Consider the following 14,374-nt stretch of genomic DNA (forward strand, 5'->3'; position numbering starts at 1 on the left):
GATCCGCCGGACAATGTACAGTCTACATGCTGTTTGCCGCAGGCTGATGTCAACAAACACAAACAGACGGTCCAAGGATGACCCGTCTGTTTTGCTGCGTTAGTCAAGAAGAATTTTGTCTATTTCGATTAAAAATCTACTTTTGGGCAGGCCCCTCTTCCGTCTATAATGCTGTCCTGCAATAAATCTGTTGAAGTCCGTTATGTGATATACTGATTATGCCGTAAAGCTAAGGGAATATGACCATCATTTGCAACAATTTGTCAAATATCACGAATCAATCGCCACAAGGAGTGCTTGGGTCGCTTTAACGCTTCACAGAACTTGAACTTTCCTTAATGGTAAAAAGCTACTCCGCGCGCAGGAGTAGCCTCGAAACTTCAATGCATGCTATTAGCGATTTCCGCCGGACAATTGTTGCTCAGCCATTTGCACAAGACGCTTTGTAATATATCCACCGATGGAACCCATATCACGGGATGTGTAGTTTCCATAGTAGCCGTCTTGCGCAATCGGAATGCCCAATTCTTGAGCGATTTCGTATTTCATTTGTTGCAGTGCTGCAGTGGCTTGAGGAACGACCAAATTGTTGGAACGGGATTGATTAGACATAGGGTGAATCTCCTTTCACATTGGCGCTTCTAGTTGTGCAAGCTTGCAAACTTATTTTATCCGACCTGCGAAATGTTATACTTGTTTTCGACTCAATTTCTATCCAAAAGGAGCGATCCCCATGAGTAAAGGCTTGGCGCTATGGTTCGCCTTCTCTTCTATTGGCCTCTTGACGGCCACCGCCATCTCCTTGAGCTACAATGCATGGCTTGTCGTCTTGTTTGCAGTCTTGGCCGTGTGCAATATCGGGTTTGGCTTTGTGACGAAGGCAAGACTGCGTCGCCAATCCACATCCTCCGCGAATGAATAAACAAAAGCAAGAGTCCCTCTTCCGAAGCGAATCGCTCCTTCAAGAGGCCTCTTGCTTTATTGTTGTAGCCACACGACTATCATTCAGTCAACTGGCCGACTTACTTATTGAGGAAGCACAAATCCCATACGGCGCTTCACTTCATCAAGTGTCTTCTCTGCCACTTCCCGGGCACGTTCGGCACCGCGGCGTAGCACCTCGTGATGTTCTCCCGTACGGCGCACTTCATGATAACGGGCTTGCAGCGGTTCGATAAGCGCAGCGACTTGTTCCGCCAAATCCTTCTTGAACGGTCCATACATCTGGCCTTCATATTTCGCTTCAATCTCTGCAATCGGCACTCCTGCAGCGTGGGAATAAATACTAAGCAGATTGCTGACTTCCGGTTTATTGACCGGGTCGTATTTGACGACAGCCTCGGAGTCGGTCTTAGCCCGGCTAATTTTCTTCCGAATGACAGCAGGGTCATCCAGCAGCGCAATGTAGCTTCCCGCATTCGGATTGCTCTTGCTCATCTTCTTCGACGCATCGTCCAATGACATAATTCGTGCGCCCACTTCCGGAGTGTAGGTCGCTGGCACGGTAAAGTAATCGCCGAAGCGATGATTAAATCGGTTCGCGATGTCGCGAGTCAGCTCCAAATGCTGCTTCTGATCGTCCCCGACAGGAACAAGGTCTGCATTGTAGAGCAAAATATCTGCCGCCATTAGAGACGGATAGACGAACAACCCGGCACCAACCGATTCCTTTCCTTCCGATTTGTCTTTGAACTGCGTCATTCGTTCCAGTTCACCCATATACGTCAACGTCGTCAACAACCATCCAAGCTCTGCATGCTGCGGCACCTGCGATTGCAGGAAAATAGCAGCCTTATTCGGATCGATGCCTGCTGCAATATACAGTGCAGCGACCGATTCCGTCTGTTCTCTCAATGCTTCTGGATCTTGAGGGACCGTAATGGCATGCAGGTCTACGACCATGAAGAAGCATTCATGCTCATGCTGCAGCTTCACGAAATTTTGAATCGCTCCGATGTAATTGCCCATCGTTAATTGACCACTTGGTTGGATGCCCGATAATACACGTTTCATCCTGTTCACTCTCCTTTTCCTTTCAACTTCACAGCGCCAAAAAATACAAAAAGGCCTTTCGTCAAGGGACGAAAGACCGTGGTGCCACCCTCTTTTAATTGCATCAACCTAAAGCATAAAAATAATGGGTTGCGCAAACCTCTACCCGATAACGCCGGGATGCGGCCAAGCCTACTGTCGTGTGAATATCGCACCGGTTCGGCTCAGCGCTCAAAGGTCCATTCGGCAGCTACGTCAGCACCGGTTCACAGCTTCCACCGGCTCTCTGAAGCATAACGTATCGCTTACTTGTCCTTATCATCGCTTTCAACTAGATGACGCCGCCTTAGTCAAGGCATTGCGTACTTGATTAGCCACTAGAATAGCGAAGAACTCCCCATTTGTCAATCGTCTCGTGTACATCAAGTCATATGACTTTACGGAACGGATTTGTTATTATGATCTTAACGCAGAAGCGCTCAAACTCATTTGTATAAAGGAGCCAATACATATGTATCAGATTACGAAGGGCCAATGGAACGGTTATGACACGTTCATTATGCACAGCGACACCTTGGAAGCGACACTGCTTCCCGAGCTTGGATGCAATGTCATCCGGCTATGGGACAAAGCGGCGCAGCGCGACATCCTGCGTGCACCAGCGGAGAGCGATCTCGATTATTATATGACGAAGCCATACCATTTCGGCATCCCGATGCTGATGCCACCGGGACGGATTCGCCGGGGGAAATTCGAATACGCAGGCGTGTCGTACCAGTTTGACCAAAATACAGCGAACGATAACCATATTCATGGTCTGCACCGCTTACAGCCATGGTCCGTCATTCGCGCGGAAGCGGACGATGAGCAGGCAGTCGTCACGGCACAATTCCATACAGCAGACGATGATAATTGGATGCGTCAATATCCGACTCCGCTGGAATTTCAATTGACGTTCATCCTGCAAGGAAGCACGCTATCTCAGCACTTGACGGTGACCAACATAGGAGGTCAAGCGGCACCGTTCGGGTTCGGAACGCATACTTGGTTCCTTATCGACGGCGAACCGAATCGCTGGACGCTGCAGGTTCCGGTAAGCGGTATTTATGAGCTTGATGAAGAGCTAATAACTACAGGCAACACCATACCGTTAGGCAAGAATGAACAGCTTCTTAATGGAATGAACCTGCGGGGCACTGACTTCGACACGGTATTCAGCATCGGGACGGACAAGCCGGAGGCTTGGCTGACACGGGATGACGGCTATCGCATCCGTTATGCAGGCAACCGTCCGTTCTTCAAGCACTGGGTGCTCTACACGCGTGGAGTTGCGGATGAAATCATGTGCGTCGAGCCGTATACATGGCTGACCGATGCCCCTAACCTTCCATTTGATAATGATACGACCGGTCTAATCGACTTGAAGCCGAATGAGCCGATCACACTAGTGCTCGATCTTGAAATTCAGCATCCATAATTACGAACTTTAACGATGCCAAGTCGGTCCCTCGACTTGGCATTATTTACATGAACGAGTTAGCTTTTTTCATCGCATATTTCCACTCTAGCTTTCCATACTAACAAACACAAGGAGGTGAACAACATGCCAGTGAATCAACAACAAGGAAGCCGCTCTAACAACTTGGTAGTACCACAAGCTACAGCAGCTCTTCAACAAATGAAGTATGAAATTGCTCAAGAATTGGGCATTCCAATCGCACAAGACGGTTACTATGGAAACTACACATCCCGTGATATGGGTTCCATCGGTGGATATATTACAAAGCGTCTTGTTCAAATGGCTGAGCAACAATTGGCGGGCCGCACTCGCTAATAGCTGCGTGCAGCTATGCCGCTGCATCGTCCATACTTAAGCAACCACAGCAGCTACGGCTTGCCCGGCCTCTCATTTGCGGCCACAACCGTGCCTGCGAGGTGAGCAAGCATACTTACTCACCAATGTTAAAGAAGCTCTCTTTCCTAGGATAGAGAGCTTCTTTGCTTATGTAATGCGGTTCAGGAAGCGCGCTTATATGTGTGAGTATCCTGCTTATCAAGCATATGTATTAAATTATAATTCGACTCGAACCATGTGCTGATATGCAGCGTATCCTGCTTAACAGCAAAGTCGAATACGATTTCACCGTGAGTCCATTGCTTCTTATGCTTCAGAGCATCGATCGCAGTCTGACGAAACGAGGCGACATGACGTAAGGTCAATCCCTGTCTAAGGGGCTTGATTACACCGTTGCTGCTCTCCAGCGCATCGTGCTTCACGCCGAACTTTCCCACCACATCATTGCGAATGCAGACAATGATTGTACCTCCAGTTAGTCCAATCAATTCAGATTCCAGCTGTTCAAACACTAGGCTTAATTGCCTAGCCAAAGGCATTCCGTTAGTCTTCATCTCACAAATTCCCTCCTTTATAAAATGGCCACACCATCCCAAGAAATGGTTCTCAAGACTCATTATAAGGGAACTTTTTCCTATTTTCAACACATATATACATATTTAGATTTTTATTGACTCCAAACGACAAAAGTATAATAAATGTTTGATTATTTGCTAACATTTACATAGACCCTGTACAGAGGCGATGCTATAATGATGCTAGCATGCTATATTATGGATCTCTTGGGACATATAAAGGAGCGGTCGTATGAATTGGTTCAATACGTTAAACTTTAAGCATAAGCTGTTAATTGGCTGCTATGGTATCGTGGGCTTGTTCGCATTGACTACGATTGTACTGCTTACAAGTGGTGCTTCTCTCATACCAGGACTAATTACCCTCGTCATCCTTATAGGGATCAGCTATCCGTTCATTAACATGTTGGAGAAATCGCTGACCGAACCTATTATGGAGATGTCCCGATCCGCATTGCAGATTGCGAAGGGAGATTTCTCCCAGACCGTTCAGGTGACGACGAGCGATGCCTTAGGAGAGCTCGGTCATTCCTTTAATTCGATGGTCATCAAGTTGCGTGAAATTTTACAGCAGACGACTGACATATCCCGTCACGTCTCTGATTCTGGACGAGATATGTATCATAAGAACCAAAACATGAAAATGGTAATGGAGCAGGTGGCTTCTTCGTCGAACGAGCTTGCCATTGGCGCTGCCGAAATATCCGAAGATATATCCGCTATGTCGGATTCTATCAAGCAAATCGAACATAAAGTCGAATCCTATACTCATTCCACCAAAGAAATGAACGAGCGCTCCGCCCTGACCTTGCAATTGGTGGATAAAGGCCGGACAGCCGTAGACACGCAAAGTGCAGGAATGCAGCGGAATATTGAAGCGACTGATCACGTGGCAACCGCAATTACGCAGTTGGCCCGCCAGACCGAAGGGATATCCAAAATCACCCGCACCATCTCGGAGATCGCCGAACAGACGAATTTATTGTCTTTGAACGCCTCCATTGAAGCGGCGCGTGCTGGCGAGCACGGCAGAGGCTTTGCCGTAGTTGCTCAGGAAGTGCGGAATCTTGCTGAAGAATCGACCGCTTCCACGAAGGAAGTGTTTACGCTTGTCAAAGGAATTGAACAAGGCATCAAGCAAGCGATAACGAATATTCATGTCAATGAAGAAGTTGTACATACACAGACCGAATTGATTCGGGAAACCGAACGCATTTTTAATGATATTGTAGAGAGCATCCAGTTCATTACGGAACAGATTGCAGCCTTTGCCCATGAAAGCGACAGCATGCTGGACGGAGCCAAGACGATTTCGAGCTCCATTGAGAATATTTCTGCGATTACGCAGCAGTCCGCCGCCGGAACCGAGCAGGTGTCCGCTTCCATGAATGAACAGATCTCCTCCGTGCAAGCGATGGTGGAGACTACCGAGGAACTGCAGCTTAAAGTAGTGCAGTTGCAGCGTACATTTCAAGTATTCAAATTGTAAAATGAATAGTTTACAACATAAAAACAGGCAGCCGCCAATGGCCGCCTGTTTTTATGTTACATTATTAATTTCGTTTCCGTTCAAAAAAAGAGCTGCAGATCATCAAGATCTGCAGCTCTTTGCCAGCTCACGGCGGTCATCCTATCATTTGCTCCTCAGGGCGAACGGAACGCTTGCGTTCTCTAATCAACCACAGCATGAAACCAGCTGTGCCTATAACCCCGCAGACGAAGCCGTATAAGTACATCGCCTGACCTCCATACGCTTCCTGCAACGCTCCCCCGCTCATTCCTCCAGCAATGCCGGCAAGTCCTAGGAACACCATGCCGAGCAGCGCTTGACCAGTAGCGGCCAATTGCTTCGGCAGAAGCTGTACGACGAACTCGATTGCAAGCACCCATAACGCCGCATACGTCACCGCATGCGCTCCTTGCAGCACGACAACTACCCATGGGTCCGTCACAAGGGCGTATAAGAGCCATCTTATCGCATATAGCGCGCTGACCAGCGTCAAGAGCGTCAGCATCCGGCTGCGCTGCATTAGCCTGGTCATGAGGGCAAAGCCGATAATTTCGCTAAATCCGGCCACCGCCCAGGCCCAAGATACCTGCATCGACGAGGCTCCCAAGTCATTCATATGAAGCGACAACAGGGCATCATTCATGCGGTGCGGCATCGCAATGACAAAGATAAGCGTCAGGAGCAGGAGCAGCGAAGGGACGGAGAGTGCCTTCTTCAGCACGGCTGCATTTACAGCGGTATCCGTATCCGCCGCTTCTTGCGGCGGTTCTTGCAGCAAGAACATGCTCAAGAGCAAGCCGCCCCATATCGGCAAGTACATCCAGAACAGCGCGTCGACGCCGCCCCACAAATCAAACATCTGCCCCATCACGATGGCGGTCAACGTGAATCCCACCGAGCCCCACATTCGAATCGAGCTGTAAGACTGCCCTAACGCTGTCGCCGACTTCACCGTCAGCGTATCAAGCAATGAAACAGCCGGCAGAAAGCAGATATACAGTGCAAGCAGACTGATTGCCGCCGTAATGCGGTCTGTCGACAGAAACAAGCAGGCAGCGGCAATTCCTTTTCCAATCCATAAACCGAGCAGGAGTGGTCGAATCGCTTTCATACGGTCGCTCACCAGCCCGGCGACGGGTTGGGCGAACATAGCCAGGAAAGGCCCCAGCATAAGCAACGTCCCCACTTCTAAAGATTGAAATCCCCGCTCCCGCAACAGCAGCGGCAAATAAGGGATGAGCAACGCATTGGTGGAATAGAACAAAGCATGAAACAGCTTTAACAAGCGATTCGATGTCACAATGATGTCTTTCCTTTCCAGGTAGCTCTAATTGTGCTCCTGCAGCCTATGAGGAAATGCCGCCGTGCTTCTAGCTTATTCCGTCATTTGCAAGAACAATTCAACATCCTTGAGCGTAACGTCAATTGCGGTTTGCCAGAAATCCGGCTTCGTCAAATCGACGCCAAGGTGCTTCTCAGCCAACTCTTCGACTGTCATGACACCTGTATCACGCAGCAGCGCATCGTATTTGGCAGCGAATGATTCGCCTTCCTGTAAAGCACGCGCATACAATCCAGTACTGAACAGATAACCGAACGTGTACGGATAGTTATAGAACGGAACATCAGTGAAGTAGAAATGCATTTTCGATGCCCAAAAATGCGGGTGCAGCGAATCTAGGGCACCGCAGAATGCTTCATTTTGCGCCTCTTCCATCAAGGAACACAGCTGTTCGGAAGACAGAAGTCCTTCTTTGCGTTTTTCGAAGAAGCGCGTTTCGAACAAGAAGCGAGCATGTATATTCATGTAAAAAGCAATGGAGCGCTGAATCTTGTCTTCAAGCAAGGCCAACTTCTCTTGCTCGTCTTTCGCCTGCTTCACAGCAGAATCCGATACGATCATTTCTGCAAAAGTCGATGCGGTCTCTGCGACGTTCATTGCATACTGCTGCGCAAACGCTGGCAATCCGTCCATCACGTATTGATGATAGCCATGACCCAGTTCATGCGCCAGCGTAGAAACATTGGAAGGCGTACCTGCATATGTCATGAAAATACGTGTCTGATTAACGACCGGAAGCGAGGTGCAGAATCCACCTGGACGCTTGCCAGGACGGTCTTCCGCTTCAATCCAACGGTTCTCGAACGCCTGCACGGCGAACTCCGACATGCGCGGGCTGAATTTACCGAACTGCTCGACGATAGTATTCGCGCCCTCGTCATACGATATGGTCGCTTGCGTCCCGCCAAGCGGCGCTTCCACATCGCACCACGTCAACTTTTCTACGCCCAGCAGCTTCGCTTTGCGCTCCAAATAGGCTACGAACTTCGGCTTATTGCGGACAATCGTATTCCACATAGCGTCCAGCGTCGCTTCTGACATGCGATTCATCGCAAGCGGCTCTTTCAAGACGCTATCCCATCCGCGATGCTCATACAGCTTCAAGCGGAAGCCGGCGATACGGTTCAACGCATCTGCGCAGAAGTCTGCCTTCTCACTCCATGCTTCTTCCCATAGCTTGAACATTTCTTCTCTGATTTCGCGGTTAGGATGCGACAGCTTGTTGTGTGCTTGACCCGCGGAAAGCTGTACCTTTTTGCCGTCTTCTTCATAATCGATGCGGAAATGCGAAATGACCGTGTTGTACATTTCCGACCAGCCGTGATAGCCGTCTGTAGCCAGATCGCCGACGAGCGCTTCTTTTTCGGGGGACATCTTCTCCCGGGCCCATTCGCGGCGCTCATTCAAGTTGAAGGCGATGCCCTCGTTGTCAGGAAGCTTCACAAAAGCAGCCCACACTTCGTCCGGCATGCTGCGCAGCAGTTCATCATACAGCGTATCGACTGTAAGCAGCTGCGCGCCCAGTGTTTGAATGCGGCCAGACAATTGAATCGCTTTCTTGTCTTTAATGTTTTGCGCTGTAAGGCAGCCAACATAAGCTCCAGCTTCATGGAGGCGCTTATTTACATCTTGCAGTTGTCCAGTAATATGTACGAGTTCCTTCGTGTCCTCCAACGTTTGCGGAGCAGACATTTCCTTAAGCTTGCCAGTCAGTGCCGCGATATCCTGTTCTGCGGCTGCAAGCGATTGCTGCAATGCTTCGGACTCAGCGCCCCCGGAGAAAATGACATCCAAGTCCCACGTTTGGCTTAAAGGTTGTTTCATGCCATACACACCTTTCTGCGAATATTATTGGTAACGGAAGGCATATGAGGTTGTTCAAAAGCTCTTCTTGAACACGCACTGTTTGAGTTTTGCACCTTGACCGTGTATAACTAAACTATACCAAAATTAAACTTACTCGCACAGGGAGGATTATAGCGCATGAGACCTTTGCAAATCTCAGCGGATACCGCGTTGAAGTTATCGAAAGCGCTCGGCGTCCCCATGGAGCAGCTTATGCATATGCCGCAGCATATTTTATTGAAGAAGCTTGCCGAGCTGGCCCAAGCCGAAGCTGAGTCTTCTGCTGCCGATGATCATACTTCGACGGAGAATCCGAAATGATACCATTAGAAAATACGCTGCCTTACGATCACATCATGGGAGATATTTATATTTCAAGCTGCCCGTTCTGTCATAAAGATAATGTCTTGCTCCCATTGAAACCGCAAGAACTGCCGGATATTCGCGACGGCAAGAAACGGCTGCTCGTATTTCCATGCTGCCGGAACCGTATCGTCATCGTAGATGTGGATAGCGATTACTTGTTGGCTGACCGCCAGATTCGTTAAACATGAAGTTTGATGAACTACACCCCTTATCGTAGACATTGGTAAAGCACCTTGGTGTAACAAGCCAACTGGAATGTGATAAGGGGATTTTTCTATACCTTTTTTCAAAAATGAAAGGTGATTAATATGAAAAAGAAAATTTTCACCATTTTATTTATTTTTTGTACCTTTCTGCTCCTGTTCGGATGCTCAGGTAATACAAAATTTATGGGGAAGACGGAAAATTGGGAAGTTAAAATCATTCAACGAGGAAATTTGGAGCAGCTTCAATATGAAATCAAGTATTTAGGAAATGAGCAATCGATTACAGATTTTGGTTATCAATTCGAAAGCAAGACCCTGCATTTATCAGGCAACGATCCTAACTCGAATCCAACACCATTTATGTACAATTCGAATGTGCGTCTTATTGGACAGAAAAAGATAGAGGAGCCAGTTCAAATAACAATCCGTTGGAATGGCAAGCAGGAGACGGGGGATTTAAAGGTATATTAGTTAACTATTATTTCAATCTCCATTGGATTTCGTACAGTGAAACAGTGGCATATCCCTCTGTACGACAGGTTCCATTGGAAATCATCCAGTGTTTTGGCACTCTTTCAACAGCAACCGCTGAAAATAAGCCAGATCCATTGGATAAAATGCAGTCCAAGCGCCTTTTAGCCCCGCAATCGCCACATCCTGCTGTATGTTTTCCAATGGATCTTACTCCTGAGCTCGACAACAACAAGCAAGCTGGCTCCCTTTTAATCTCAGGAACCAGCTTGCCAGTTGAACATTATTGTGTGAATCCCCCGCCGATGCTAACGACAGGCGGCGTATTCCCTTCCTCCGCCATCTGCTCCCGAATGGCGGCCCACTGCTCGCGTGCCGCGCGAATCATCGCGGCATCCATAATGCGCTTGTCGTGAATAATCCGGCCGAAGCACTTCGCAGCTTCATTCAGATCACCCAGCCGGCGGTACAGCTCACCGATAATATAGATGAGGCGGGCATCGTTCTGGTCACGCCATTCATGCTCGAATACACTAATATACGAATCCAGGGCAAAACGCAGATAGCGCAGCTCGTTCTTCGTATCGTTCCGATAGCGGTACAGCCATGCAATGTGATGCAGCAGACCGGCAACGACGCGCTTGCTTTCTCCGATCGTCTGGGCGGTCAGCAAGGCGAGCTTATAAGTTTCCAACGCTTGTTCCCATGTACGCTCGCCTGCGTATTCCCGCGATTTCCATTGGGAAGCTACAACTTCTTCAAAATCTTTCCGATGGGTAGGAAGCCATTGCTTCAGTGAATTCTCTGTCGAGGCGCAGCCGCATTCTGGACAGACTCGCACGACGTAAAAGTCGGGATTCACTTTATCCTCACCGAAATGCGGACAAAAATCACTGTCGATATGAATCGGTTTTTTAAAACGCGACCTTACGCGTGACGATTGGAATGTGTTCTTGCAATATGGACATTCGACTTGTAACAGGTAAAGTGGTTCAACCTCCATTAAAGTGTCCCTTCCTTCTTGCTGATTAATATGTAAGTGATGAGGGAACTTTACCACATTATCGGAACTTATGCTGTGAACTAATTGGTGTTAATGAAATGATAAGCAGGTCCCGACAAGCGTTCCAACACCATGTCTCGCAGCGCAGGCTCCAAGCCGATCTCTATCAACGCCTCACGCATGCACCCTAACCACGCATCTGCACGTTCGCGGGTAATCGGGAACGGCATGTGACGCGCCCGCATCATCGGATGTCCGTATTCATCGGAAAAGAGTGACGGTCCCCCGAAAAATTGTGTCAGGAACATGAACTGCTTCTCCATGACGGGCATAATATCTTCCGGAAACAGCGGACCGATTAGAGGATCAGCTTGCACGTTCGGATAAAAGGCCTCTACTATTCGTCGAACAGTCGCTTCCCCCCCGATCGCTTCATATATCGTCTGTTTATATCTTTCCATACGCACTCCTGTCTTTTGGCATAAGAAGGGATAACACTTCGGACTCCCCTCCTTCAGCCCTATAATAATTAGTAGTCTCTGCTCATCACTTTATTATAAAAGCACTACGTTTTCAATTCATTTACGCTAATGCTCACCGCCACAAGGGTATAATTGCACAAAAAAACGCTGAATAGTGATCAGCGCCGTGACGTAATTGAATTATCTTTCCCAATCCTCTTCCTGCGGTCCCATTAACGACTCTCGAATGACATAGACGAAAGCGCAAACAAGGATGCCAGCGATTATACTCATCCTCATCACCCCTAACGAACTTCTACGCGTTTCATCGTTCTTTATATTTATTTTATCACAATGGTACCCAAAAATATACGTCCTTCTGCAAGCGTTTACTTTACATTTTGATTACAAAATCAGACTGTAGATACTTCAGCAGCTGCTTGGTGTGGCATGTTTGCCTTTATGTCATCATATGTTTGAATGGAGTATTCGTGCAGGCCCCGTGAAAGGAGAGTGCCCATGAAACGCAGGACAAGCCGTTCTTATTTGGCACCACTGCTTATCGCAGGTGTATGTGGCCTATTTCTTATCCTAATGGCAGCGCATCCCTCCACTGTCTTGGATGCAGCCACACGTGGCCTGTCCATTTGGTGGGACGTGCTGTTTCCTTCACTATTGCCTTTTTTTATTATTTCCGAAGCGCTGCTAGGCTTTGGTATTGTGCACTTTATCGGGACGCTGCTTGATCCCGTCATGCGCCCTTTGTTCCGCATCCCCGGCATCGGGGGCTTCGTAGTCGCGATGGGCTATGCTTCCGGATACCCGGTAGGTGCCAAGCTGACGACACGGCTGCGCATACAAAATTTAATTACACGCGAAGAAGGCGAGCGACTCGTTGCATTCACTACCTCGTCCGATCCGATCTTTCTCATTGGGGCTGTGGCGGTCAGCTTCTTCGGAAATGCTGGCCTCGCCTTAACACTAGCACTCGCCCATTATGGCTCTGGGCTTCTCGTCGGAATTGTGATGCGATTCTACGCACCGCATGCGCCACTTACCCCAATGGACAACACTTCTCCTGCAAAAGGGGTTGGTAATATCAAGGGAACTTTCATTTTCCGGAGAGCTTTTCATGCCATGCATGAAGCAAGGAAGCAGGATGGCAGACCGTTAGGAACCCTGCTCAAAGAAGCAGTCGATTCCTCACTTAAGCTGATGATCGTTGTCGGTGGACTTGTCGTCTTCTTTTCCGTTGTCATGGATTTGCTCGCCGTCATTGGAATTATGCCATTCTGGGAGCATCTGCTTCAGCTGCTGCTGCAAACCTTTCACTTATCTCCGGATCTGGCTCCCGCTTTCACGGGAGGTTTATTTGAAGTCACCTTAGGTGCAAAGAGCGCAGGCGCAGCCGTCTCTGCCGGAACCCATGCACAGGTGGTGGCAGCCGCTTGGGTGCTGTCTTGGGCCGGACTATCGGTCCATGCTCAAATCGCGAGTATAATGAACCAAAGCGATTTAAGGTATATGCCATTTCTGTTCGCCAGGCTTGTCCATAGTGTGGGGGCTGCTGTGGCCGCGTATTGGTTATATCCGCTCCTCATGCGATTGGAACCGCAGCTCTCCGCCTGGCTTCCATATCAAGGGCACTCGGCTGCATGGATGTCTCCTTGGGAGACCGCTTGGAGTTCAATGAGAGTCGGTCTTGTGCTGGCAGCGCTCTTCTTCATCTTGATGTGTCTTATCTCCTTCTTGATCGAGACGATGCGCTTGAATCGCAGATAACTTCCATCGCCATCGCCACTTTACCCGAAATGGCGATTGTATTCCTCATGCGGAACGTATAATATGGAGTTGATGTGTTCTATAACACGGTTATACATTACATTACCGCATAACAAAGGAGTCAGCGCCTTGAAATACGCAGTATTAAACCGAGGAGACGACATCTCTGTCTCTTTGACCGAGACGTTTCACCGTTTAGCTAACGGCCAGGGTCTCATTTGTGATGATGAGGAGCCTGAGATTGTTCTATCGATCGGCGGTGACGGAACGATGCTCCAAGCCTTTCACCGCTATGTTGGACAACTTGATCGAATCGCATTCGTCGGCATTCATACCGGTCATCTTGGCTTCTACGCTGATTGGAAGCCGAATGAAATCGAACTGCTCGTTCAGTTGATGGCCGAGAACCGTTCGAAGGACCAGATTTATCCGCGTATCGTCAAGTATCCGCTCATTGAGCTGCAATTGGATGGCGAAGATACCGGCAAGAGAACATACATTGCCTTAAATGAATTTACATTGAAGGGCGTCGAGAACACGCTCGTCGCTCAAATCGATATTAATGACGAACTGTTTGAGATGTTCCGCGGAGATGGGATATGCGTATCCACCCCGTCCGGCAGCACGGCCTATAACAAGAGCCTTGGCGGGGCTATGGTGCACCCCTCCATCCCGTCCATTCAGCTTGCCGAGATAGCATCCATCAACAACCGCGTGTTCCGCACACTCGGATCGTCGCTTATTTTGCCTAAGCATCACCATTTCGACATTCATCCACGCAAGAAGCAGAAGCTGTTGTTGACGGTCGATCATGTGAACATCCCAATTGACCACTTTCGCTCGATTCGCTGCCGGGTTGCCGATCAGACCGTAACATTCATTCGCTACCGGCCGTTTCCGTTCTGGAATCGCGTGCGCGAGGCGTTTCTCGGCTATGATGAGCACGGACACTACAATGTATAATTT

General features: G+C 48.7%; 17 protein-coding genes and 1 other annotated feature. Of the genes, 9 read left to right on the top strand and 8 right to left on the bottom strand.

Annotation, left to right across the window (positions count from 1 at the left end; genetic code table 11):
• Positions 1-393: 393 nt before the first annotated feature.
• Positions 394-612 carry an alpha/beta-type small acid-soluble spore protein gene (locus A372_RS0125730; RefSeq protein WP_019423801.1) on the bottom strand — a complete coding sequence of 73 codons (219 nt, stop codon included), beginning with the start codon at positions 610-612 and terminating at the stop codon, positions 394-396.
• A gap of 121 nt (positions 613-733) precedes the next feature.
• Between A372_RS0125730 and A372_RS0125735 the strand changes: the two genes are divergently transcribed.
• Positions 734-922: a DUF5325 family protein gene (locus A372_RS0125735; protein WP_019423802.1), complete on the top strand. Its 189-nt coding sequence runs from the start codon at positions 734-736 to the stop codon at positions 920-922.
• A 104-nt stretch (positions 923-1,026) separates the two neighbouring features.
• Here the strand turns inward: A372_RS0125735 and trpS are convergent, their stop codons facing one another.
• Entirely contained in the window at positions 1,027-2,013 is a 987-nt protein-coding gene (trpS, locus tag A372_RS0125740; RefSeq protein ID WP_019423803.1) for a tryptophan--tRNA ligase, read from the bottom strand.
• Positions 2,014-2,074: 61 nt separating this feature from the next.
• Positions 2,075-2,323, bottom strand: a binding site (T-box leader).
• A gap of 180 nt (positions 2,324-2,503) precedes the next feature.
• Between trpS and A372_RS0125745 the strand changes: the two genes are divergently transcribed.
• Together A372_RS0125745 and A372_RS0125750 are read left to right on the top strand one after the other, a co-directional pair.
• On the top strand, positions 2,504-3,469 hold the full coding sequence (locus A372_RS0125745) for an aldose 1-epimerase (protein ID WP_019423804.1): 966 nt from the start codon (positions 2,504-2,506) through the stop codon (positions 3,467-3,469).
• A 126-nt stretch (positions 3,470-3,595) separates the two neighbouring features.
• Entirely contained in the window at positions 3,596-3,826 is a 231-nt protein-coding gene (locus A372_RS0125750) for an alpha/beta-type small acid-soluble spore protein (RefSeq protein WP_019423805.1), read from the top strand.
• Positions 3,827-4,008: 182 nt separating this feature from the next.
• On the opposite strand, the gene A372_RS0125755 is transcribed toward A372_RS0125750, so the two are convergent.
• Positions 4,009-4,401: a hypothetical protein gene (locus tag A372_RS0125755; RefSeq protein ID WP_019423806.1), complete on the bottom strand. Its 393-nt coding sequence runs from the start codon at positions 4,399-4,401 to the stop codon at positions 4,009-4,011.
• Positions 4,402-4,654: 253 nt separating this feature from the next.
• On the opposite strand from A372_RS0125755, the gene A372_RS0125760 reads away from it, so the two are divergent.
• On the top strand, positions 4,655-5,911 hold the full coding sequence (locus A372_RS0125760) for a methyl-accepting chemotaxis protein (RefSeq protein WP_019423807.1): 1,257 nt from the start codon (positions 4,655-4,657) through the stop codon (positions 5,909-5,911).
• Between the two features lie 136 nt (positions 5,912-6,047).
• Here the strand turns inward: A372_RS0125760 and A372_RS0125765 are convergent, their stop codons facing one another.
• Positions 6,048-7,232: an MFS transporter gene (locus A372_RS0125765; RefSeq protein ID WP_019423808.1), complete on the bottom strand. Its 1,185-nt coding sequence runs from the start codon at positions 7,230-7,232 to the stop codon at positions 6,048-6,050.
• 75 nt (positions 7,233-7,307) lie between these two features.
• Complete coding sequence (locus A372_RS0125770; RefSeq protein ID WP_019423809.1) at positions 7,308-9,098, bottom strand: M3 family oligoendopeptidase; 1,791 nt, start codon at positions 9,096-9,098, stop codon at positions 7,308-7,310.
• Between the two features lie 159 nt (positions 9,099-9,257).
• Here A372_RS0125770 and A372_RS0125775 point away from each other — a divergent pair, with 159 nt between their 5' ends.
• The 3 genes from A372_RS0125775 to A372_RS0125785 all read left to right on the top strand — a co-directional run bounded on the left by A372_RS0125775 (position 9,258) and on the right by A372_RS0125785 (position 10,162).
• Positions 9,258-9,440, top strand: a complete 183-nt coding sequence (locus A372_RS0125775) for a YycC family protein (protein ID WP_019423810.1) — start codon at positions 9,258-9,260, stop codon at positions 9,438-9,440.
• On the top strand, positions 9,437-9,667 hold the full coding sequence (locus A372_RS0125780; protein WP_019423811.1) for a hypothetical protein: 231 nt from the start codon (positions 9,437-9,439) through the stop codon (positions 9,665-9,667). The genes A372_RS0125775 and A372_RS0125780 overlap by 4 nt, the downstream gene beginning before the upstream one ends.
• Positions 9,668-9,793: 126 nt before the next feature.
• Positions 9,794-10,162 (top strand): hypothetical protein, encoded by a 369-nt coding sequence (locus tag A372_RS0125785; protein ID WP_019423812.1) that lies wholly within the window; start codon positions 9,794-9,796, stop codon positions 10,160-10,162.
• A gap of 81 nt (positions 10,163-10,243) precedes the next feature.
• Here A372_RS0125785 and A372_RS39155 read toward each other — a convergent pair whose 3' ends face one another.
• From A372_RS39155 to A372_RS0125800, 3 genes are all read right to left on the bottom strand, one after another.
• On the bottom strand, positions 10,244-10,366 hold the full coding sequence (locus A372_RS39155) for a hypothetical protein (protein WP_019423813.1): 123 nt from the start codon (positions 10,364-10,366) through the stop codon (positions 10,244-10,246).
• A 79-nt stretch (positions 10,367-10,445) separates the two neighbouring features.
• Positions 10,446-11,165 (bottom strand): DUF2225 domain-containing protein, encoded by a 720-nt coding sequence (locus A372_RS0125795; protein WP_019423814.1) that lies wholly within the window; start codon positions 11,163-11,165, stop codon positions 10,446-10,448.
• Between the two features lie 80 nt (positions 11,166-11,245).
• Positions 11,246-11,626, bottom strand: coding sequence for a globin domain-containing protein (locus A372_RS0125800; RefSeq protein WP_019423815.1), 381 nt, complete (start codon positions 11,624-11,626; stop codon positions 11,246-11,248).
• Between the two features lie 519 nt (positions 11,627-12,145).
• Here A372_RS0125800 and ylbJ point away from each other — a divergent pair.
• Complete coding sequence (gene ylbJ, locus A372_RS0125805; protein ID WP_019423816.1) at positions 12,146-13,408, top strand: sporulation integral membrane protein YlbJ; 1,263 nt, start codon at positions 12,146-12,148, stop codon at positions 13,406-13,408.
• 129 nt (positions 13,409-13,537) lie between these two features.
• The gene (locus A372_RS0125810; RefSeq protein WP_019423817.1) at positions 13,538-14,371 is read left to right on the top strand and encodes an NAD kinase; all 834 of its coding nucleotides are present in this window, start codon (positions 13,538-13,540) and stop codon (positions 14,369-14,371) included.
• The last annotated feature ends 3 nt before the right edge of the window (positions 14,372-14,374 follow it).

Origin of the sequence: Paenibacillus sp. OSY-SE (assembly GCF_000283315.1) — a bacterium.
In the GTDB taxonomy this organism is placed as follows: Bacteria; Bacillota; Bacilli; order Paenibacillales; family Paenibacillaceae; genus Paenibacillus_B; species Paenibacillus_B profundus.

Excerpts from the sequence above, each read along its gene's own strand:
- A372_RS0125750 (WP_019423805.1), top strand. The coding sequence starts at position 3,596 with ATGCCAGTGAATCAACAACAAGGAAGCCGCTCTAACAACTTGGTAGTA.
- ylbJ (WP_019423816.1), top strand. The coding sequence starts at position 12,146 with ATGAAACGCAGGACAAGCCGTTCTTATTTGGCACCACTGCTTATCGCA.
- A372_RS0125785 (WP_019423812.1), top strand. The coding sequence starts at position 9,794 with ATGAAAAAGAAAATTTTCACCATTTTATTTATTTTTTGTACCTTTCTG.
- A372_RS0125775 (WP_019423810.1), top strand. The coding sequence starts at position 9,258 with ATGAGACCTTTGCAAATCTCAGCGGATACCGCGTTGAAGTTATCGAAA.
- A372_RS0125745 (WP_019423804.1), top strand. The coding sequence starts at position 2,504 with ATGTATCAGATTACGAAGGGCCAATGGAACGGTTATGACACGTTCATT.
- A372_RS0125760 (WP_019423807.1), top strand. The coding sequence starts at position 4,655 with ATGAATTGGTTCAATACGTTAAACTTTAAGCATAAGCTGTTAATTGGC.
- A372_RS0125770 (WP_019423809.1), bottom strand. The coding sequence starts at position 9,098 with ATGAAACAACCTTTAAGCCAAACGTGGGACTTGGATGTCATTTTCTCC.
- A372_RS0125800 (WP_019423815.1), bottom strand. The coding sequence starts at position 11,626 with ATGGAAAGATATAAACAGACGATATATGAAGCGATCGGGGGGGAAGCG.
- trpS (WP_019423803.1), bottom strand. The coding sequence starts at position 2,013 with ATGAAACGTGTATTATCGGGCATCCAACCAAGTGGTCAATTAACGATG.
- A372_RS0125735 (WP_019423802.1), top strand. The coding sequence starts at position 734 with ATGAGTAAAGGCTTGGCGCTATGGTTCGCCTTCTCTTCTATTGGCCTC.
- A372_RS0125780 (WP_019423811.1), top strand. The coding sequence starts at position 9,437 with ATGATACCATTAGAAAATACGCTGCCTTACGATCACATCATGGGAGAT.
- A372_RS0125755 (WP_019423806.1), bottom strand. The coding sequence starts at position 4,401 with ATGAAGACTAACGGAATGCCTTTGGCTAGGCAATTAAGCCTAGTGTTT.
- A372_RS0125795 (WP_019423814.1), bottom strand. The coding sequence starts at position 11,165 with ATGGAGGTTGAACCACTTTACCTGTTACAAGTCGAATGTCCATATTGC.
- A372_RS0125730 (WP_019423801.1), bottom strand. The coding sequence starts at position 612 with ATGTCTAATCAATCCCGTTCCAACAATTTGGTCGTTCCTCAAGCCACT.